13 protein-coding genes are annotated in these 21,063 nt (G+C 70.9%); 12 read left to right on the top strand and 1 reads right to left on the bottom strand.

Translation table 11 applies throughout. The features are described from left to right. Positions 1-13 precede the first annotated feature (13 nt). The 3 genes from ACFV9C_RS39875 (at position 14) to ACFV9C_RS39885 (ending at position 2,574) form a co-directional block, all read left to right on the top strand. Positions 14-817 carry a TrmH family RNA methyltransferase gene (locus tag ACFV9C_RS39875; RefSeq protein WP_380202326.1) on the top strand — a complete coding sequence of 268 codons (804 nt, stop codon included), beginning with the start codon at positions 14-16 and terminating at the stop codon, positions 815-817. After that, positions 814-1,704 (top strand): CehA/McbA family metallohydrolase, encoded by an 891-nt coding sequence (locus tag ACFV9C_RS39880; protein WP_380202328.1) that lies wholly within the window; start codon positions 814-816, stop codon positions 1,702-1,704. Before ACFV9C_RS39875 ends, ACFV9C_RS39880 begins: the two co-directional genes overlap by 4 nt. A gap of 162 nt (positions 1,705-1,866) precedes the next feature. Continuing rightward, positions 1,867-2,574 (top strand): hypothetical protein, encoded by a 708-nt coding sequence (locus ACFV9C_RS39885; protein WP_380202330.1) that lies wholly within the window; start codon positions 1,867-1,869, stop codon positions 2,572-2,574. Here ACFV9C_RS39885 and ACFV9C_RS39890 read toward each other — a convergent pair. Next, positions 2,564-3,268, bottom strand: coding sequence for a TetR/AcrR family transcriptional regulator C-terminal domain-containing protein (locus ACFV9C_RS39890; RefSeq protein WP_380202332.1), 705 nt, complete (start codon positions 3,266-3,268; stop codon positions 2,564-2,566). The two genes, ACFV9C_RS39885 and ACFV9C_RS39890, sit on opposite strands and share 11 nt — an antisense overlap. Before the next feature lie 55 nt (positions 3,269-3,323). Between ACFV9C_RS39890 and ACFV9C_RS39895 the strand changes: the two genes are divergently transcribed. The 9 genes from ACFV9C_RS39895 (at position 3,324) to ACFV9C_RS39935 (ending at position 21,035) form a co-directional block, all read left to right on the top strand. Continuing rightward, positions 3,324-4,844 carry an MFS transporter gene (locus ACFV9C_RS39895; protein WP_380202334.1) on the top strand — a complete coding sequence of 507 codons (1,521 nt, stop codon included), beginning with the start codon at positions 3,324-3,326 and terminating at the stop codon, positions 4,842-4,844. 12 nt (positions 4,845-4,856) lie between these two features. Further along, a complete protein-coding gene (locus ACFV9C_RS39900; RefSeq protein WP_380202336.1) occupies positions 4,857-5,201 on the top strand; it encodes a hypothetical protein in 345 nt (114 codons plus the stop codon). Positions 5,202-5,316: 115 nt separating this feature from the next. Further along, positions 5,317-6,273, top strand: coding sequence for a hypothetical protein (locus ACFV9C_RS39905; protein WP_380202338.1), 957 nt, complete (start codon positions 5,317-5,319; stop codon positions 6,271-6,273). Positions 6,274-6,420: 147 nt separating this feature from the next. Beyond that, the gene (gene pheS / locus ACFV9C_RS39910; RefSeq protein WP_380202340.1) at positions 6,421-7,530 is read left to right on the top strand and encodes a phenylalanine--tRNA ligase subunit alpha; all 1,110 of its coding nucleotides are present in this window, start codon (positions 6,421-6,423) and stop codon (positions 7,528-7,530) included. Further along, positions 7,530-10,316, top strand: a complete 2,787-nt coding sequence (locus ACFV9C_RS39915; protein WP_380202342.1) for a phenylalanine--tRNA ligase subunit beta — start codon at positions 7,530-7,532, stop codon at positions 10,314-10,316. The genes pheS and ACFV9C_RS39915 overlap by 1 nt, the downstream gene beginning before the upstream one ends. A 151-nt stretch (positions 10,317-10,467) precedes the next feature. Then, positions 10,468-12,012: a gamma-glutamyltransferase gene (locus ACFV9C_RS39920; protein WP_380202344.1), complete on the top strand. Its 1,545-nt coding sequence runs from the start codon at positions 10,468-10,470 to the stop codon at positions 12,010-12,012. Positions 12,013-12,054: 42 nt separating this feature from the next. Beyond that, the gene (locus tag ACFV9C_RS39925; RefSeq protein WP_380202346.1) at positions 12,055-13,029 is read left to right on the top strand and encodes a glycosyltransferase family 2 protein; all 975 of its coding nucleotides are present in this window, start codon (positions 12,055-12,057) and stop codon (positions 13,027-13,029) included. After that, positions 13,026-15,236 carry a hypothetical protein gene (locus ACFV9C_RS39930; protein ID WP_380202348.1) on the top strand — a complete coding sequence of 737 codons (2,211 nt, stop codon included), beginning with the start codon at positions 13,026-13,028 and terminating at the stop codon, positions 15,234-15,236. The genes ACFV9C_RS39925 and ACFV9C_RS39930 overlap by 4 nt, the downstream gene beginning before the upstream one ends. Before the next feature lie 81 nt (positions 15,237-15,317). Continuing rightward, positions 15,318-21,035 (top strand): Ig-like domain-containing protein, encoded by a 5,718-nt coding sequence (locus tag ACFV9C_RS39935; protein WP_380202350.1) that lies wholly within the window; start codon positions 15,318-15,320, stop codon positions 21,033-21,035. Positions 21,036-21,063: the final 28 nt, after the last annotated feature.

Below are 21,063 nucleotides of genomic sequence, written 5' to 3' on the forward strand. Positions count from 1 at the left end.
CCGTACCCCACAAGTGGCGAGCCCTGGTCTGTTGACCGCGCAGTCCGCGCGGATCAAGCAGGCCCGGCGGCTCGCCACTCGTGCGTTCCGGCGCAAGACCGGCCGCTTCCTGGTCGAAGGCCCCCAGGCCGTCCGGGAGGCGCTCGAACACCGCGAGCTCGTGCTCGAGGTGTACGCCGAACCCGCCGTCGCGACCCGTCACCGTGACCTGCACGACCTGGCCGCGGTGGCCGGCGTTCCGTGGTTCGAGGTGGACCGGGCGGCGATCGAGGCGCTGAGCGAGACCGTCACGTCGCAGGGCGTGGTCGCCGTCTGCTCGCTGGTGGACGTCCCGCTGCGGACCGATGCGGTCACGCTGATCGCGGCCGGCGTCCAGGTCCGCGACCCGGGCAACGTCGGTACGTTGATCCGTACGGCGGACGCCGCCGGCGCGGATGCCGTCGTACTGTCGGCGGAGTCCGTCGACCCGCACAACCCGAAGGCCGTACGGGCCAGCGTCGGCAGCATCTTCCACGTGCCGATCACCACCGACGTCGACATCGTGGCCGCCGTACGGGCGTGGCGCGAGCAGGGACTGCAGGTGCTCGCCGCGGACGGGTACGGCGCGACCGATCTGGACACGTGCATCGACGACGGCACACTGGCAAAGCCGACCGTGTGGCTGTTCGGGAACGAGGCGCACGGTCTGCCGGACGGCATCAACGCGGTCGTGAACCACTCGGTGAAGGTGCCGATCTACGGCCGCGCCGAGTCGCTCAACCTGGCCACCGCCGCGGCGATCTGCCTGTACGCGTCGGCCCGCGAGCAACGCCGATGATCTTCGACCTGCCAGGCCGGTTCTGGCGCGGGAACCTGCACACGCACTCGAACCGCTCCGACGGGTTCCTGTCCCCGGCGGAGACGGCGCAGGTGTATCGGGACGCGGGGTACGACTTCGTGTCGATCACCGACCACTTCCGCCCCGAGTACGGCTACCCGGTCACCGACACCCGCGACCTCCGCACCGGCACCTTCACCACCCTCATCGGCGCCGAACTCCACGCTCCGCGGACGGAAGCCGGCCAGCAATGGCACATCGTCGCCGCCGGCCTCCCCCTCGACTTCCCACCCCCGTCCGCCTCTGAAGACGGTCCTGGGCTGGCGCTGCGGGCCCGTGCCGCCGGGGCATTCGTCGGCATGGCCCATCCGTCCGCTTCACTCCTGACAGCGTCGGACGCGGAGAGCCTGGATGCCGCCCACTCGATCGAGGTCTACAACGCCCTGGCCGACCGCGAGAACCGCGGCGACAGCTGGCACCTCACCGACGTCCTCCTGAACCGCGGCCACCGCTTCACCACGTACGCCGCCGACGACGCCCACCTGCAACCCCAGGACCCGCCGCCCTGCCAGGCCTGGGTCCACGTCCGCGCCGAGTCCCTCGACCCCGACGCTCTCCTGACCGCGCTGAAGGCCGGCCACTTCTACTCCAGCACCGGCCCCGAGCTGTACGACGTACGCATCGAGGGCGACGAGATCACCGTCCACTGCTCACCCGCCACCAAGATCCTCCTCACCGGCGGCCACCCCGGCGCCGAGGTTGCCCAAGGCACCAACCTCACCGAACACACCTTCCCCCTCCGCCTCTTCCGCGGCACCCACTGTCGCCTCACCACCGAAGACACCACCGGCCACCGAGCCTGGACGAACCCGATCCATCTCGGTTGACGTCCCGCCGGGCCACGTGTCAGCGTTGGGGTAGTGCGCGTCAGGGCGCCTCCTCTTCGCGGCAAGCACTGAGTGCACCTGGACTGCTGGATCTCGAGTCATGGCCGATGGACCCTTCGGGACGGCCTGGTCAGCGGAGCGGGTCGTCTGGAAGGACTGTCGATGTCGACCACACCGCTGCCTGCGAAGGCGAGTCTCAGTCAGTTGCGCGCGCGGGCGAAGGAGCTGCGGAAGGCGGTCGTCAAAGGGCGGCCGGACGCGGTCGAACGGGTGCGGACGTACCATCCGGCGTACGACGGCGCCGGGTTCACGCTGCGGGACGCGCAGCTGACGATCGCCCGCGAGTACGGGCTGGCGAGCTGGCCGGAGCTGATGGAGAAGGTGGCGACCGAGCTCGTCGAGGGGCGGGAGCTGCACCGGTACTTCGGGGTCGAGCTGAACAACGAGACCTGGGACCTGCTCGAGGAGATCGACGAGACCAGCCCGCTCGAGGACCAGGAACGCCTGCTGTACGGCGCGTACGCCGCCTGCCTGCACTGGCTCGAAGCCGGGAACGAGGCCAACCACGCCCGCGGCGAACACCTGATCGCCCGCGCGGCGCTCCGGATCGGCCGCGCCGAGGTCGGCCTGCAGCACGCGCGCCGATGCCTCGAACTCGTCCTGGCGTATCCCGCACAGATAGGCGACTGGGACGAGCCGTTCGCCCGCGAAGCGCTCGCCCGCGCGTTGGCGGCGACCGGCGACACCGTCGGCGCACGCCGAGAGCTGGAGCGCGTCGAGGAACTGACGGTGGCGATCTCCGACGAGCGGGACCGGGTGGTGCTGCGCGAGGAGCTCGCGAAGGGGCCCTGGTTCGGTCTTACCTCCTGACGCGGGCCTGGAGCCCGTCGAGGAGCGCGTCGAGGCCGTAGACGAAGGTCTCGGTGAGGCTGGTGTCGAGGTCGGAGCCGGTCCGGCGGCGGACGGACGCCTGCATCTCGGGGTAGTCGCCCGCCGCCAACTGGGCCTGTTCGAGCAGGTCCGCGACCCACTCCTGCTCGGACTGCCCGGACCGGCGGTGCATCTCGCGGGTGGCGACCTCGGCGCTGGCCGTACCGAGCGCGTACGACATGACGCTGCCCAGCGCCAGGTCGACCTCCTTCTCGGAGAACCCGGCCGCCCCGAACAGCACCACGCCGCGCGCGCCGAGTCGCATCGCCTTCGGCCCGATGCTCGGCCGGGTGTACATCACCTCGGGCAGCCACGGATGCCGCAGGACGGCGGACCGCAGGCTGTGGCCGAACAGCAGCGCCCCGCTCCGCCACCCGGCCAGCTCCGGCTCCGGTACGTCGATCTCGCCCCAGACCTCGTCGATCAGCAGGTCGATCAGGTCGTCCTTGGTCGGCACGTGCCAGTACAGGCTGGTGGCGCCGGCGCCGAGCTTGGCCGCCAGCTTCCGGATGCTCAGCCCGGTGACGCCCTCGGCGTCCAGCACCTGCATCGCGGCGGCCACGATCTGCTCCCGGCTCAGCGTCTCGCGCGCGGGTGACGCCTTCCGTTCGCGGGTCCAGATCGTCTCTCTCATGCGCCCATCCTACTAACCACTCGCACGATGTACGAGTTCGTCGTACAGTGTGCGAGTGACTAGTACACCGTTCGAGTCCACCGAAGCCGCGACCGGGCATCCCCGGCGCTGGTGGATCCTGCTGATTCTGTGCCTGAGCCTGATGGTGCTCGTCGTCGACAACACCGTCCTGAACCTGGCCATCCCGTCGCTGATGCGCGACCTGGACGCGACGCCGGCGGACATCCAATGGGTGATCGACGCCTACATCCTGGCGTTCGCGGGGCTGCTGCTGACCGCGGGCAGCCTGTCCGACCGGTACGGGCGCCGCAAGATGCTGCTGATCGGCCTGGTGCTGTTCGGCGCCGCCTCGCTGCTCGCCACGCTGGCCGCGAACCCGTGGCAGCTGATCGCCTGCCGCGGGCTGATGGGCGTCGGCGGTTCGCTGCTGATGCCGAGCACGCTGTCGCTGCTGTTCACGGTGTTCCCGCCGGAGGAGCAGCGCAAGGCGATGGCGGGCTGGTCGATGGTCGCGATGGTCGGCGTGGTGGCCGGTCCGACCGTGGGCGGCGTACTGCTGAACCACTTCTGGTGGGGCTCGATCTTCCTGCTGAACGTGCCGATCGCGGTACTGGCGATCATCGGCACGGTGGCGCTGATCCCCGAGTCGAAGGGCCCGGCCCGCGACGTCGACCCGGCCGGTGCGGTGCTGACGATCGTCGGGATGGCCTCGATCGTGTGGGCGATCGTGTCGATCCCCGGCAACGGCTGGGCGTCGGCGAAGGTGCTCGGCGGGCTGGCGGTCGGGATCGTCGCGCTGACCGCGTTCGCGCTCTGGGAGAAGCGCAGCGTGCATCCGATGGTGCCGCTCGCGCTGTTCAAGGACCGGCGGTTCAGCGGGACGAGCTTCTCGATCGTGCTGCTGTCGTTCACCGCGGGCGGGCTGATGCTGGCGTTGACGCAGTACCTGCAGTTCGCGCTCGGGTACTCGCCGCTGAAGGCGGGGCTGGCGCTGATCCCGTACGCCGTGGCCGCGACCGTGTTCAACGTGCTCGGCGCGACGCTCGGGAAGAAGCTGGCGGACCGGACGCTGATCGCGCTCGGGCTGATCGTCATCGCGGGCGCGTTCGGGATCCTGACGCAGGTGTCGGACTCGACCGGGTATGGGCTGCTGATCCTCGGGCTGCTGGTGATGGGGGTCGGCGGTGGCCTGGCCGGCCCGGCGGCGTACACCTTGCTGATGCAGGCCGTTCCGGCGGAGCACCGTGGCGTCGGGTCGGCGATGAACGACACCGTCCAGCAGACGGGTGCCGCGCTGTCGGTCGCCGTACTGGGCAGTGTGCTCGCGGCGGCGTACTCCTCGGCCCTGCCGGACTCGGTACCGGAGGCCGCGCGGAAGTCGATCGCGGACACGCTCGCGCTCGGCCCGGACTTCTTCGCCGCCGCCAAACACGCGTTCGTCGACGCGATGTCGATCGCGATGACCGTCGGCGCGATCGGCGCGGTCGCCGGTGCGGTCGTCGCACTCACAGTCCTCCCGAAGCCCGAGCCGAAGGTCCGGGACCAGGTCACACCGGTGGACGACCCGGTGCACTGACAGCATGCAGGCGTGCCTGCGTTCCAAGAGGTCGCCAACGCTGTCCTGTTGGCGCTGCTGATCCTGCTGCCGTTCGCCCTCGGAACGATGCTGAGCGGACGGTCGCGGGGGAACCGCCGGGTGCTGAAATGGGCCCGGCGGCTGTCGATCACCACCGTGCTGCTGGCGATCGCGTACGACGTGACCGGCGCGGTCTGCCTGATTCTCGCCGAGCCGGCCCCCGGTCACGAACCGTGGACCGACCCGTCCGCCGTCGTCGACTACCCGACGTTCTTCCTCCCGATCGGCGTCGGAGCCTTCCTAGCCGCCCTAGGCGTCCTGATCGCCGCCATCCGCGCCCGCCACCGCCTGGGTTAGCCCAACCTGGGGAGCATTTCGTCCCGGACGGGGAAGAAATGCTCCCCACATCGGCTGTCCACAGGGAGCGAGAGGACCGGTCGGACGGTGGGGTGACGCGTGCATGTTCTTGGGCGTGGAGGAAGCAAGCGCCCGTTCGTTCGGGGAACTGCGCCGGCGGCAGGCTGGTGCCTTCAGCCGGGCGCAGGCCATCGCGCACGGGATCACCGACAAGGTCTTGCTCGGGCGTCGGCGTGGCCGGCAGGTGCAGCGCGTGCATACCGGTGTGTACGTCGACTTCACCGGACCGCTGCCGTGGGAGACCAGGATGTGGGCGGCGTGGCTGTCGTGTGGGCCGAGCGCCGCGCTGACGGGTACGACGGCGCTCCGGCGGTACGGCGTCGCCGTGGACTCGGGGGACGGGCGGATCCACATCGCGCTACCGCATCCGCGCCGGGTTCGGCAGAAGGCCGGGATCGTCGTCACGCGGCATCGGCGGTTGTCCTCGCTTCTGCAGCCCTCTCGTGAACCGCCGATCGTGCGATTGGAGGTCGCGCTCCTGGTCGTCGCCGGTGCGACAGCGGATGTCTCGGGGCGGGCCGCCGTACTGTTCGACGCCTGCCGGGAGCGCCGGACGACACCGGCCCGGTTGCTGGCGGAACTGGAGTCGCTCCCGGAGTTGCCTGGACGGCGCATCCTTCGGCGGATCCTGTCCGAGGCGGCCGAGGGCGTTCAATCGTTCCTCGAGCAGGCGTACCTCCGGCGCGTCGAGCGTGCACACGGGCTGCCGCGGGCGCGACGACAGGTCCGGGCCGCGGACGCCGGCGCCGTCGTCTACCGGGACTCCGAGTATTCGCCGTACGGCGTGATCGTCGAGCTGGACGGCCAGGCGGGTCATGCGGACGCGGCGAGTCGCTGGCGTGACATGACGAGGGACAACGCGGCCGCGGCAAGTGGCAAGCTGACGCTGCGATTCGGCTACCGGCTGGTCACCGACCCGTGTGGGACAGCCGCCCAGGTGGTCGCCGCCCTCCACTACCGCGGCTGGCCCGGCCACCCCCACCCCTGCTCCGCCGCGTGCCCCCTGAGCTGACCGGGTTGGGGAGTATTTCGTGCCGATCCGGGGGCAACATCCTCCCCAACCTGGGCTGAGCTGGGTGGTTGTGGACGGGCGATTCACGGTATTGGGGTTCGGGTTTCTAGACTGCAATCCGCAGAAGTTCCGAATTGAGAGCGAGCCATGTCCGGTCCCAACACTGATTACGACCCGGTCGAAGTGACGCCGCTGCATGCCGAAGAGGTGGAGCGGACCCGCGACGAGGCGCTGACGGCGTTTACCGGGGCGGCCGATCTGGCCGCCCTGCAGGAGGCGAAGTCCGCTCATCTCGGCGACAAGTCGCCGATCGTGCTGGCCAACCGGGAGATCGGCGCGCTGCCGCCGCAGGCCCGCAAGGAGGCCGGGCAGCGGATCGGCGCCGCCCGGAAGGCGATCAACGAGGGGTTCGCGGCCCGGCTCGCGGTGCTCGAGGCCGAGCACGAGGAGCTGATGCTGGCCACCGAGCGCGTCGACGTGACGCTGCCGTGGCACACCCCGGAGCTCGGCGCCCGGCACCCGCTGTCGCTGATCTCCGAGCAGGTCGCGGACGTGTTCACCGCGCTCGGCTGGGACGTCGCCGAGGGTCCTGAGGTCGAGGCCGAGTGGCTGAACTTCGACGCGCTGAACTTCCAGCCCGACCACCCGGCCCGGCAGATGCAGGACACCTTCTTCGTCGAGCCGGCCGGCTCCGGCAAGGTGCTGCGGACGCACACGTCGCCGGTGCAGGCCAGGTCGATGCTGACCCGCAAGCCCCCGATCTACGTGATCTGCCCGGGCCGCGTGTTCCGCACCGACGAACTGGACGCGACGCACACGCCGGTCTTCTACCAGGTCGAGGGACTCGTTGTTGACGAAGGGATCACGCTCGCGCACCTGAAGGGCACGCTCGACCACTTCGTCGTGTCGATGTTCGGCGAGGGCCTGGAGGCCCGGCTGCGGCCGAACTTCTTCCCGTTCACCGAGCCGTCGGCCGAGGTCGACCTGAAGTGCTTCGTCTGCCGCGGCGCGTCCGTCGGCAACCCGGACCGCCCGTGCCGCACCTGCGGCAGCGAGGGCTGGATCGAGTGGGGCGGCTGCGGTGTGGTGAACCCGCGGGTCCTGCAGGCCAACGGCATCGACACCGAGCGGTACTCCGGGTTCGCGTTCGGCATGGGCCTGGAGCGGACGCTGATGTTCCGCAACGGGGTCGAGGACATGCGGGACATGGTCGAGGGTGACGTGCGGTTCAGCCGCCAGTTCGGGATGGAGATCTGATGCGGGTCCCACTGTCATGGCTTCGTGAGTACGTCGACCTGCCGGCCGACGTCACCGGTCGCCAGGTCGCGGAGCAGCTGATCCGGGCCGGCCTCGAGGTGGAGACCGTCGAGGAGTCCGACCTGACCGGGCCGCTCGTGGTCGGCAAGGTGCTGACGTACGAGAACGAGCCGCAGAAGAACGGCAAGACGATCCGCTGGTGCTCGCTGGACATCGGCAAGGACGAGCCGCAGTGGGTCGTCTGCGGTGCGCACAACTTCGAGGTCGGCGACCTGGTGATCGTGGTGCTGCCGGGCGCCGTGCTGCCCGGCGGGTTCGCGATCGCGGCGCGGAAGACGTACGGGCATGTCTCCAACGGGATGATCTGCTCGAGCGCGGAGCTCGGGCTGGGCGACGACGGTACGCACGGGATCGTGGTGCTCGAGCCGGGCGAGGCTGCGCCGGGTGACGACGCGATCGAGCTGCTCGCGCTGCGGGATGACGTACTCGACATCGCGGTGACGCCGGACCGCGGGTACTGCCTGTCGATCCGCGGGGTGGCGCGCGAGGCGGCGACGGCGTACGGGGTTTCGCTGCAGGATCCGGCCGCGTTGGAGCTGAACGGGTCGGGTTCGGGCGGCTACCCGGTGCGGGTGGACGACGCCGAAGCGTGCAGTGTTTTCGTCACGCGGACGGTGACCGGGATCGACCCGAAGGCGCTGTCGCCGCGGTGGATGCAGAAGCGGTTGCTCGCGTCCGGGATGCGGCCGATCTCGATCGGGGTCGACGTCGCGAACTACGTGATGCTCGAGCTCGGGCAGCCGATCCACACCTATGACGGGGCCCGGCTGGCCGGCGAGATCGTCGTACGGCGGGCGACCGCGGGCGAGAAGCTGATGACGCTCGACGACCAGACCCGCGAGCTGGACACCGAGGACCTGCTGATCACCGACGACTCCGGCCCGATCGGCGTCGCCGGGGTGATGGGCGGCGCGTCGACGGAGATCTCCGAGAACACCGCCGACGTGGTGATCGAGGCCGCGCACTTCGACCCGATCGTGATCGCGCGCGCGTCCCGCCGGCACAAGCTGTCGTCGGAGGCGTCGCGCCGGTTCGAGCGCGAGGTCGACCCGGCGCTGCCGAGGTACGCCGCCCAACGGGTGGCCGACCTGCTGGCCGAGTACGCCGGCGGCACGATCCTCCCCGACGAGACGGTGCTCGTCACCCACCCGTCCCCGGCCCCGGTAACCCTCCGCGCCGACCACCCCGCGCGCGTCGCGGGTGCCCCCATTACCCTCGCGGAGACGCTTGAGCACCTCCGCTCGGTCGGCTGCACCGTCGAGCGGGCCGACGCGGGCGCGATGCCCGCCCCGCTCGCGGTGGGCGTGCACGCCCCGGCGCTGCTGATCGAGCCGGCGCAGAGCGTGGCCGGAGGCAGTTCGGCGACAGCCGCAGCCGGCGGTGCGGCCACCACCGGCCCGACCAGCTCCGCGACCGCCGGTCGCGGCACGGGTGCGGTGGGGGTGCTTGAGGCTGCCGACCTCGTCGGTGACGATCTGCTGACGGTGGTTCCGCCGTCGTGGCGGCCGGATCTGCGGGATCCCAACGACTTCGCCGAGGAAGTCATTCGGCTGTTCGGGTACGACAACGTGCCGTCGATCCTGCCGGCCGCTCCTGGTGGGCAGGGGCTGACCGTGTCGCAGAAGCGGCGGCGGAAGGTGGCGACCGCGCTGGTCGGCGGGGGGCTGACCGAGGTCGTGTCGTACCCGTTCACCGGCGAGGCCGACTTCGATGCGCTCGGGCTCCCGGCCGACGACTCCCGGCGTACGACGGTGAAGCTCGTCAACCCGATCTCCGACGAAGAGCCGTCGATGCAGACGACGCTGCTCGCGACCCTCCTCCGGACCGCCGAGCGGAACGTCGGCCGGGGTGCGAGCGACCTGGCGATCTTCCAGACCGGACTGGTGTTCCTGCCGAAGGCGGAGACGAAGCCCGCGCCGCTGCCGTCGGTCGCGCACCGGCCGAGCGACGCTGAGATCCAGGCGCTGTACGACGCGCTCCCGGACCAGCCGCTGCACGTCGGCGTCGTGCTGACGGGTTCGCGGACGCCGACCGGTTGGTGGGGCAAGGGCAGCCCGGCGGGCTGGGCGGACGCGGTGCAGATCGCGCGGCTGATCGCGTCCGTGGTCGGCGTCGAGCCGACCGTCCGGAACGTCGAACTCGCGCCGTGGCACCCGGGCCGATGCGCGGAATTCGTGGTCGAAGGCCCTGACGGCTCGGGCGGCTCGGGCTCGGGCGGCTCCGGCCCTGACGCCTCCGGCTCTGACGGCTCCGGCTCGGGTGGCCTCGGCGGCTCCGGTGCGGGTGGCGCCGGCGGGAAGGTCGTTGGGCATGCGGGCGAGCTGCATCCGAAGGTTTGTCAGGCGTTCGGGTTGCCGGCCCGGTCGAGTGCGGTCGAGCTGGACCTGGACGCGCTGATCGCGGCGGGTCCGGAGTCGATCGCGGCGCACCCGTTCTCGTCGTACCCGGTGGCCAAGGAGGACGTGGCGCTGATCGTCGCGGCCGACGTACCGGCGGCCGACGTGCAGGCGGCGCTGGCCGAGGGTGCGGGCGACCTGCTGGAGTCGGTGCGGCTGTTCGACGTGTACACCGGCGAGCAGATCGGCGAGGGCAAGAAGTCCCTCGCCTTCGCCCTCCGCTTCCGCGCCCCCGACCGCACCCTGAAGGAGAACGAGGTGGCCGACGCCCGCCAGTCCGCCGTCCAGGTGACGGTCGACCGCTTCAACGCCGTCCAACGGGTCGGCTGACACCCATGCCCACGGGCCCCCGCTCAAGCCGCCCGGTCGCTTCACGCCGGGTGTGCTTGAGGGCGTTTTCGTGCCGCTTCGGTGGGTGCGGCCCTGCGCGGCAACCTGTTGGGCCGGACCCGGCGGTTCGCGGCGTGAGCGGCGGCTTGCGATGAGTGCGGGGCATCCGCGGGTCGCCGTCGCGGCGCCGAATGCGGCAGCTGCCGACGCGGGGGTGCGGGTGGCGGCCGAGGGTGGGAATGCGGTGGATGCGGCGATTGCCGCGACGCTGGTGACGATGGTGAACGAGATCGGTGTGGTGTCGCCGGCCTCGGGTGGGTTCGTCACGTTGCAGGTGGCGGGGGCCGAGCCGGTCACGATCGACGGGTGGGTGGAGATGCCGGGCCGCGGCCTGCCGGGGGAGCGGTTCGGGCAGGGGGTCTGGGACGTCACCACCGACTACGGCGGCGGTACGACGACCACAGTCGGCCACGGTTCCGTCGCGACACCGGGCGGGATGAAAGCACTCGACCTCGCGCACCGCCGTTCCGGCAAAGCACCCTGGCGTGAGGTGGTCCAGCCCGCGATCGACGTCGCCCGGAACGGCTTCGCGCTGAGCCGCACCTCCGGGTACTACCTGGGCTTCACCCACGAGATCATCTTCGGCTGGCACCAGCCGAGCCACGGCGTCGTGCACTACGACGACGGCACCGTGATCAAGGCCGGCACTACGGTCGTCATCCCCGAGCTCGCGGAGGCGCTCGAGCTGATCGCCCGCGACGGCGCCGAGACCATGTACACCGGCGATCTCGCGCGCCTCCTGGTCGAGGACATGGCGGCGAACGACGGCATCCTGACCGCCGAGGACCTCGCGGCGTACGAGGCGATCGTCCGCCCGGCCCTGATCGTCCAGCAGAACGGCTGGCGCCTGGCCACCAATCCGCCGCCCGCGGTCGGTGGTGTGGCGGCGGCCGCCATGCTCGCGCTGCTCGACAGCGTGCCGGCCGACGGCAGCTGGCGCCAGTCCGAGCTGGAGCGGCTGATCGACGTGCAGTACGCCGTCCTCGGCCGCCGGCTCGCCGAGCTCGACGCGGAGGACGTCCGCCGGCTCGAAGGGCAGAAGCTGCTCGACCTGGCCGCGGCCGGCGACCTGCGCGCGCTGACCTCGCCGAGTACGGCGACCGTGTCGGTCGTCGACGACGAGGGTGACGCGTGCGCGATCACGGTCTCGTCCGGGTACGGCTCGGGTGTTCTCACGCCCGGCACCGGCATCTGGCTGAACAACGCGCTCGGCGAGCAGGAGCTCCTGCACGGCGGCCCGCACAGCCTCGCTCCGGGCACGCGGCTGACGTCCAACATGGCGCCGAGCGTCGCCCGCAGGGACAGCGACGGTGCCGTGCTCGCGATCAGCTCGCCCGGTTCGGACCGGATCCCGACCGCGCTCGCCCAGGTGTACGCGCTCTACACGCACGGTGGTCTGACCCTCCGCGAGGCCGTCGAGCATCCGCGGCTGCATGTTCGTGTCCGCGAGGACGTGGTCGTGGACTACGAGGACGACCTGCCGGTGTCCGGCTCGACCGCGCTGCCGACCCGGGCGATGCCGCCGCACTCGATGTACTTCGGCGGTGTCGCGGCGGCGTTGTGGGATCCGGCCGACGGACTGCTCGCGGTCGGCGACCCGCGGCGTACGGGTGCGGTGGCGATCTCGCCGGCGTAGCGCACGCTAAGGTCGATCCCTGATCTGGAGGTAGGTAAGCCAATGCGGGACAAGCCCGAGCTCTCCGTCGTCGTGCCGATGTACGACGAGGAAGAGGTGCTGCCGATCTTCTTCGAGCGGATGCATCCGCTGCTGGACGGGCTCGGGATCAGCTACGAGCTGCTGGTCGTCGACGACGGCAGCCGGGACCGCACTGCCGCCCTGCTCCTGGAGGCCGCGAAGGACTGGCCGCAGCTCCGTGTCGTCCGCCTGCTGCGGAACAGCGGTCACCAGGCCGCGCAGTCGGCCGGCTTCCGCCGCGCCCGCGGCCGGTACGTCGTGACGATCGACGCCGACCTGCAGGACCCGCCGGAGGTGATCGCCGAATTCCTGCGCGCGGTCGAGAAGGAGGACGTCGACGTCGTGTACGGCGTCCGCTCCGACCGTTCGAGCGACTCGTGGGCGAAGCGGACGACCGCCCGGCTGTACTACCGGTTGATGTGCCGCCTGGTCGGCAAGGAGATCCCGTTCGACGCGGCCGACTTCCGGCTGGTGACCCGCCGGGTGGTCGACGCCGTGAACGCGCTGCCCGACGACGGCCGGGTGTTCCGGCTGGTGATCCCGTGGCTCGGCTTCCCGAGCACCGAGGTGAAGTACGTCCGGGCGGAGCGCGCCGCCGGGACGACGAAGTACAGCGTGTCGAAGATGGTGCGGCTCGCGTTCGACAGCGTGACGGCGTTCTCGGCGGCGCCGTTGCGGCTGGCGACCTGGCTCGGGCTGCTCGGCGGCGCGATGTCCGGCCTGTTCGTGATCGGCGCGCTGGTGATCAAGCTGACCGGCCGGAGCATCCCCGGCTGGACGTCGACGGTGCTCGCGGTGAGCGTGATCGGTGCGATCCAGTTGCTGTGTCTCGGGCTGCTCGGTGAGTACGTCGCGCGGCTGTTCCAGTCGAGTCAGCGCCGTCCGCAGTTCCTCGTCGGCTACGACAGCCTCGACGACCACGGGCACCAGGAGCCCGTCCACGAAAGCACCAGATGAGGCGGTCCGCCCCTTGGCTGCTGCCGATCCTGGTGGCGGTCGGCGGGTTCGTCTCGCTGGGTGACGTCGGTGCTGGTCCGATCCTCAAGTACGCCGCGTACTTCGCGGGCGCGATCGCACTGCCTGGGACGTTGCTGCTGCGGGCGGCGTGGCGCAGTACTGGCAACTGGGCCGAGGATCTCGGGCTCGGGTCGGTGGTCGGCGCGACCTGGCAGCTGATCGGCTGGGCGATCTTCACCGCGCTCGGCTGGCAGCGTTGGCTGATCGTCTGGCCGGCGTTGGTGCTGGTCGGTTTCGCGGTCGCAGGGCGTCGGTACTTCCGGATCGCCGACCCCAAGCCGCTGCCGTTCGCATGGACCGTCGGGTTGGCGGTGTCCGCGGCGGTGATGGTCGGCGCGACCACGCTCGGCGTGATGGCGTACCACCCGATGCCGCCGTACGGCGAGGCCTACTACCCGGACCTGCTGTACCACTTGTCGATGGTGCACGAGCTGACGCGTTCCGTACCGCCCGAGCTGCCACAGGTCGTCCACGAGCGCCTCGACTACCACTGGTTCGCGAACGCCGACATGGCCGCGGCCGTGGACGTCACGCGACTGACACCGCTCGTCGTACTGTTCCGGCTCTGGATCCTGCCGTGGCTGGTCGTGTCGCTGCTCGTGTGCGCAACACTCGCCAGGACCGTCAGCCGCACGTGGTGGACCGGCGTACTCGCGGCACTCGCCCTAGCTGCGCCGCAGTTGTTCCTGCTCGTCGACACGAGTGTGAACCTCGCACCGCCGGTCAGCCTGCTCAGCCCGTCCCAGACGTTCGGCATGGTCGCGGCTGTTGCCGTAGCGGTGTTCCTGATCGAGCTGCTCTTCAGAACCGGCAGCCACCGCCTCTGGCTGCTCATCGTCCCGGTAGCTGTTGTTGGCGGAGGCTCCAAGCCAACCGTGCTGCCATTGCTCGTGGCAGCCGTTGGCCTTGCCGCCCTGTACCTACTTGTGACAACACGACGCATCCCGTGGCGTCTTGTCGGTACGGCGGTCGTCCTGCTCGTTGTTGGCGCCACGACCTTCCTGACAGTTGCCGGAAGCACCAGCGGCTCAAGCGTGCAGTTCCTCGCCGTACTGAAGTCCCTGCCCGTCTACACCGCGGCCACTGGCGACAAGACGCAGCCTGGTGACGGCGGACTGATCCTGCCCGCGCTGGCGCACGGTGAGGTGCTAGGAACGCTCAGCCTGTTGCTAGGGCTGCTCTTGACGCTGCAAGCGATGTCCTGGGCGGGCTTCGGCGTCGTCGGCAAGCGGGACCCGATCGCTTGGTTCCTGCTCGGCGCGATGGTCGCGGGCTGGATCGGCTACCTGCTGATCGATCACCCGTCGGTCAGCGAGTCGTACTTCGTCTACACCGCGGCACCGTTCAGCCTGGCCGGCGCGGGCTGGTTCGCGGCGACCAGTGCGCGCGCCTCGGGACGCCCGCTTCCGATCGCGGTCGCCGCGTTCATCCTCTCGATCGGGTACGCCGGTCTGCTCGTCTGGGCGCGCGGTGTCCCGGCGGCCTCGACCGGCCGGCAGTTGTGGCTGACCACCCGGATGCTGCTGGTCGTCCTCGGCATCACGTTGTTCCTGCTGCTCGTGTGGCGGCTGACGTTGCGGCAAGCCGGCGGCGGGATGTTCCTCGTACTCGTGCTGCTGTCCACCGCGCCGATCAGCTCGTTCGCGCAGAGCGCCGTCCACGGCGACACCGAGAAGGCGCCGACGTACCGCGCGGCGCGCTGGTGGGTGTACCCCGACGAGGCCGAGGCCGCGTTGTGGCTCGGTCAGCACTCGGGGCAGTACGACGTGGTCGCGACGAACACGTGGTGCCGCCCGGCCGGCTCACCAGCGCCGGGCTGCGACGCCCGCGGCTACCTGGTCAGTGGCATCGCCGGCCGCCGCACGCTCCTCGAAGGCTGGGCGTACACGAACCAGGCGATGGCCGCGCAGGGCCACGGCGGCCGCCGCTACACCGAGCAGCCGTCCCCGTGGCCGGACCGGTTCGCGCTCACCGAACGGGCCCTGACCACGCCGACGGCGCAGGTGCTGCGGCAGTTGCGCGACGAGTACGGCGTCCGCTGGCTGTACGCCGACGGGCGCAACGGACCGATCGCACCCGCCCTCGATCAGCTCGCGGTCCGGCGACACAGCATCGGCAAGGTCCGGATCTACGACCTCGGAGCGTGAACTTCCCGTAACATCAGGTCAGCAAGGCCTGCCCGCCCGCGGCCGTAGCGTCGATCGTGATTGCTCGGGAGGGCTGGACACATGCGGGCAACCCGACCGGGGGCCATTCTTCTTGTCACCGGCCTGCTGAGCCTCGGCACGCTGACCGCGAACGCCTACGAGGTGCCGGTCACGCCGTTCACCGCGGGAGCGACCACGGTGATGCCGGGCTCCGGGCTGCGGCAGACGATCACGGTGAGCGGGCAGACCGAGCTCGGCGACCCGACGACTGCCGGGTTCCGCGGTGCGGCCACGTACAAGCCGGCGATCGCGACCGGTACGCCCGCGCAGGACGTCGTGGTGAACACCGGCGACTGCGCGTCCACCGGCGGCTGCGGCGACCGCGGCACCGTGACGATCGCGTTCTCGCAGCCGGTCCGCAACCCGGTCCTGCACCTCGGCGGCATCGGCGGATCGGTCACCCGCACGGTCAGCGGCCGGACCGTCGCGCAGTCCGAGCTGCACGCGATCCTCAAGCTCGGCACCGCCGGCGTCAGCCTGACGAAGGTCGGCACCGGCAACAACCTCGCGGTCACCAGCGACACGATCACCGCCGCGAACGACGACACCGGCCCGAACTGCGTGAACACCAAGTCGCCGTCCGGCCTCGACACCTCCGCGACCGCCGCCTGCGGCTCGGTCCGCGTGAACGGCGTCGTCACCAAGGTCAGCTTCACCGTCTCGGCGGTGTTCACCAAGCACCCGAAACTGCCCGCGCTGAACAACGGCTCGTCCGGCGACGCGTTCTCGATCGTCGCGTCCGCCCCCGAGAACTTCAGCCACGCGCCCGCGACGTACGGCTCGGCCTGGTCCGTGCTGAGCGACGTGCGCCTCGGCGCGAACGCCCCGGAGGACAACCCCGACCTCGCGAACGGCACCGTCGGCCCGATCACGCCGCGACCCGGTGACGGTATCGACTTCACGCCGCTGCACACCGGGCGTACGTCGTACTCCGCCGACCTGCACCTCACCGGCGCGTCGAAGGCCGGGCGGGCGTGCGGGTGGATCGACTTCAACGTCAACGGGGCTTTCGACCAGGGCGAGCGGGCCTGTGCCGCGTTCGCCGCGAAGCAGTCGACGGTCACGCTGCGCTGGTCCGAGATCGCGCCGAAGGCGGGTACGTCGTACGCGCGGCTGCGGGTCGGCTACAACGAGGCGCAGGTGGAGAAGCCGACCGGTGCGGCCGATGCCGGTGAGGTCGAGGACTACCCGTTCGCGATCACGCCGCCGCCTCCGCCGGTGCTCGCCGACGACACCGTGACGACCGGGTTCGGTACGGCAGTCGTGGTCAAGGTGCTGGCGAACGACAAGTCCGGCGATCCCACCGCGCAGCTCGTCCCGTCCACGCTGTGCATCGTCGACGGCCGGCAATGCACCCAGATGGTGAACGTGGTCGGCCAGGCGAAGTACGTCGCCAACGCCGACGGCACGGTCCGCGTCGAGCCCGTGCCCGGCTTCGTCGGTCCGGCCAAGCCCATCACATACCGCGTTGCCGACAGCAACGGTACGACGGCGACCGCGAAGCTGACCGTGACCGTGTCGCTGCCCGACCACCCGGTCGCGATGCCGGACACCGCGACCACGGCGCAGAACGTCAGCGTGTCCGTGAAGCCGCTCGCCAACGATCACGCGGCCGCGGGCGTGCAGCTCGTCCCGGGTTCCGTCGTACTGCGGGATCCCGCCGACGCCACGTTCAAGAAGCAGGTGGTGATCCCGGGCGAGGGCACGTACGTCGTGAAGCCTGACGGTGGCGTGGACTTCGTCCCGAAGCCGCAGTTCACCGGCGTCGGTACGTCGATCGGGTACCGGGTCAGCGACACCACGAAGCAGACGGCCGAGTCCACGCTGACCGTCACGGTCACCCCGGTGACGCCGACCGCGAACGGCGACTCGGTCTCGACCGCGTTCGACACCGCCGTCGTCGTACCGGTGCTCGACAACGACCTGCCCGGCTCGCCGGACGCGCCGCTGGTACCGACGACGCTGCGACTCGTCGACCCGATCAGCAAGCGGCTCGTCGACAAGCTGACGATCCCCGGCCAGGGTGCGTACCTGGTCGCCGACGGCAAGGTGACGTTCGACCCGCTGCACGGCTTCACCGGCGTCGGTACGCCGATCACCTACCAAGTGCTCGACAAGAACGGTACGGCGGCCCGCGCCGAGCTCACCGTCTCCGTCGCCGCGCCCGGCCCGCCGGTCGCGAACCCGGACACGATCACCACGCTCCAGGGCCGGACCGTCGTCGTACCCGTCCTCGACAACGACGAACCCGGTCCGACCGGCGCGGCCCTGAAGCCCGGCACGGTCCGGCTGCTGACGGCGACCCAGCCGGTGCTGTCGCTCGTCGTCCCCGGCCAGGGCAAGTACGTCGTGAAGGCCGACGGCAAGGTGCTGTTCGACCCGCTCCCGTCCTTCAACGGCACCGCGACCGCGGTCGGCTACCAGGTTGCCGACAGCAACGGTGCGATCGGGCGGTCGACGCTGACCGTCCGCGTGACCAAGGTCCAGCCGGACGCGTCCGACGACACCGCGGGGACGGCGTACGGCACCCGGGTGACAGTGCCGGTGCTCGCGAACGACGACGCCGGCGACCCGTCCGTACCGCTGGTGCCGAGCACGGTACGGCTGATCGACCCGACTACGAAGCTGCCGACGGCGACGCTGGTGATGCCGGGCCAGGCGACGTACACGACGACCGCGGACGGCACGATCGAGTTCACGCCGGCGCCGAAGTTCACCGGCGCCGCGACCCCGGTCAGCTACCGGGTCGCCGACGTGAACGGTACGACGACCACCGCGACCCTGACCGTCACCGTCGCGAAGCCCGCCCCGCCGACCGCCGAGCCGGATACCGCGACCGGCAAGCAGAACGTCCCGCTGCGCCTGAGCCCGCTGGCCAACGATCTCCCCGGCGTCGGCACGGTCCTCGACCCGCACAGCCTCACGCTGGTGGATCCGGCGGACGGTTCGCTCAAGAAGCTGGTGAAGATCCCGGGCCAGGCGACGTACCAGGTCAACCCGGACGGAACGGTCACCGTCGATCCGCTGCCGGCCTTCACCGGAGCGGGCGCGAAGGTGACGTACCGGGTCTCCGACGAATTCGGGCAGACCGCGCGCTCGACCATCACGGTCACGATCGCGCCGGTCACCCCGGTCGCGCGCGACGACACCGCGCGGACGCCGTACGGCAAGCGGGTCACGGTGAGCGTGCTCGCCAACGACAAGCCGGGCGATCCGACCGCGCCGCTGGTGCCGGGCAGCCTGCAGCTCGTCGACCCGGCCGACGGGCGGGCGAAGGAAGCGGTGCGGATCCCGAACGAGGGCGAGTACACGGCCGTCGGCGGAGCGGTGCAGTTCGATCCGAGTGCGACGTTCCGCGGTCCTGGTACGCCGCTGACGTACCAGGTGGCCGATACGAACGGAACGAAGGCGACCGCCCGGCTGACCGTCACCGTCGGGCAGCCGCCGATCGCGATCGCCGACACCGCCTCCACGCTGCAGAACGTGACTGTGACGGTCAACGTGCTGTCCAACGACCGCCCGGGCACCGACGCGACGCTCGACCGTGGCTCGGTCGGCCTGAACGGATCGGCCAAGCAGGTCACAGTTGCCGGGCAGGGCACGTACACGGTGCAGCCGAGCGGGGCGATCACGTTCGATCCGCTGCCAACCTTCCGCGGCAAGGCGACGCCGGTCACCTATCGGGTTGCTGACTCCGACGGCAACTACGCCGTCGCCACACTGACCGTCGCCGTCACGCCGGTCACCCCCGTAGCCGTCGACGACTCGGCGATCACGCCGTACGGGCGGGCCATCACGGTGAACGTGCTGGCGAACGACAAGCCCGGCGACCCGTCGGCCCCGCTGAAGCCGGGCAGCGTCGTACTGAAGAACGCGGCCGGTCAGTACGGCAAGACGCTGACCCGCGCGGGCGAGGGCACGTACGCCGTGGACGCGTACGGCGCGGTGAAGTTCACGCCGGCGAACGGGTTCCACGGCGTGACCACGCCGACGACGTACCGGATCGCCGATGCCAACGGGACGACCGCCGAAGGCCTGCTGCTGGTGACGGTCGGCCAAGGTCCGAAGGCGGCGCCCGACCCGGTCGGCACCCAGCAGAACGTGACGGTGACGGTCGACCCGCTCGCCAACGACAAGCCCGGCACCGGCGCGCAGCTCGACCCGGCGTCGCTCCAGCTGTACGGCGCGGCGTGGGGACCGAAGGTGGCAATCCCCGGGCAGGGCGTGTTCACGGTGAAGGCCGGCAAGATCACCTTCGATCCGGAGCCGGCGTACCGCGGGGTCGTGTCGGTCGCGTACCGGGTCAAGGACACGACCGGGAACCTGGCCGGCGCGACGGTCACCGTGACGGTCGCGCCGGTCGTCCCGGTGGTGAAGGACGATCTCGCGACCACGCCGTACAAGACCGCGATCACCGTCGACGTCCTCGCGAACGACGCGCCGGGTGACCCGAGTGCACCGCTCGTCCCGGGCGGCCTGCGACTGCTCGACCCGGTGACCGGCGCCCCGCTGCCGGCGCTCGTCGTACCGGGGGAGGGGACCTTCACCGTGCAGCCGTCCGGCGCGATCCGGTTCGCGCCGCTGGACGGGTACGCCGGGGTCGCGGTCCCGGTCGGCTACCAGGTTGCCGACCGCAACGGAACGGTCGGATCCGGCACGCTGACGGTCACCGTCGACGCCCGGCCGATCGCGATGCCGGACGTGGCGCGCACCAAGCAGCACGTCGCGGTGACAGTCGACCCGCTCGCCAACGACCGGCCCGGCCCGGGCGCGAAGCTCGACCCGGACTCGCTGCTGCTCGTCGGCCCGGACGGCGCGCTCGTCGACCAGGTGACTGTGGCGGGCCAGGGGTCGTACGTCGTCGCGAACGGCAAGGTCACGTTCAGCCCGGAGCCGACGTTCTCCGGAACCGCGCTGCCGGCCGCGTACGAGGTCAAGGACAGCGACCAGAACGCGGCGCGCTCGACCATCACCGTGACGGTGCTGCCGGTCCGGCCGGTGGTCGTCGACGATAGCGCCGAGACGGCGTTCGGTACGGCGGTGGTCGTGAACGTGCTCGGCAACGACAAGCCCGGCGACCTGTCCGCGCCGCTGCGCCAGGATTCCGTCGTACTGCGGGATCCGGCGGACGGCAAGGAGAAGAAGTCGGTGACCGTGCCGCGCGAAGGCACCTTCGCGGTCGGCGACGGCGGTGCGGTCACGTACACGCCGGTGAAGGGCTTCGTCGGAACCACGCGAGCGCTCGTCTACCGCGTCACCGACGCGAACGACACCTCGGACACCGCGCTGCTGGACGTGACCGTCGCCGGTCCGCTGCTCGCGAAGGCGGCGCCGGACACGGCGACCGGCACGCCGGGCAACCCGGTGACCGTGAACCCGTTGCTGAACGACAGCGGCACGATCCGGCCGAGCTCGGTCTGCCTGCGGACATCGACCGGCACCTGCTCGAAGAACGTCACGAACGGCGCGGGCACCTGGTCGGTCGGCACCGACGGAACGGTCACGCTCAAGCCGGTGGCCGCGTTCACCGGCACAGCGAAGATGACCTACGAGACCGACGGCACGACCGCCGCCCCGGTCAAGTTCACCGTCGGCGCCGAGCCGGCCGACCAGCCGCAGCGCTACAACCGCACCGAACTGCCCCCGACCGGCGGCCCGCCCGCCATCTTCCTCACCCTCGGCGTGCTGATGGCCGCCCTCGGCGCCACCCTCGTCGTCCTCGCCCGCACCCGGAAGTGAATCCCCAGGCCATCACAATCGCCCCCCG

It is taken from the genome of Kribbella sp. NPDC059898 (assembly GCF_042730855.1).
GTDB lineage: Bacteria > Actinomycetota > Actinomycetes > Propionibacteriales > Kribbellaceae > Kribbella.

Bases quoted from the DNA above. Each gene is read 5' to 3' on its own strand.
- ACFV9C_RS39880 (WP_380202328.1), top strand. From the start codon at position 814: ATGATCTTCGACCTGCCAGGCCGGTTCTGGCGCGGGAACCTGCACACG.
- ACFV9C_RS39885 (WP_380202330.1), top strand. From the start codon at position 1,867: ATGTCGACCACACCGCTGCCTGCGAAGGCGAGTCTCAGTCAGTTGCGC.
- ACFV9C_RS39890 (WP_380202332.1), bottom strand. From the start codon at position 3,268: ATGAGAGAGACGATCTGGACCCGCGAACGGAAGGCGTCACCCGCGCGC.
- pheS (WP_380202340.1), top strand. From the start codon at position 6,421: ATGTCCGGTCCCAACACTGATTACGACCCGGTCGAAGTGACGCCGCTG.
- ACFV9C_RS39915 (WP_380202342.1), top strand. From the start codon at position 7,530: ATGCGGGTCCCACTGTCATGGCTTCGTGAGTACGTCGACCTGCCGGCC.
- ACFV9C_RS39920 (WP_380202344.1), top strand. From the start codon at position 10,468: ATGAGTGCGGGGCATCCGCGGGTCGCCGTCGCGGCGCCGAATGCGGCA.
- ACFV9C_RS39925 (WP_380202346.1), top strand. From the start codon at position 12,055: ATGCGGGACAAGCCCGAGCTCTCCGTCGTCGTGCCGATGTACGACGAG.
- ACFV9C_RS39930 (WP_380202348.1), top strand. From the start codon at position 13,026: ATGAGGCGGTCCGCCCCTTGGCTGCTGCCGATCCTGGTGGCGGTCGGC.
- ACFV9C_RS39935 (WP_380202350.1), top strand. From the start codon at position 15,318: ATGCGGGCAACCCGACCGGGGGCCATTCTTCTTGTCACCGGCCTGCTG.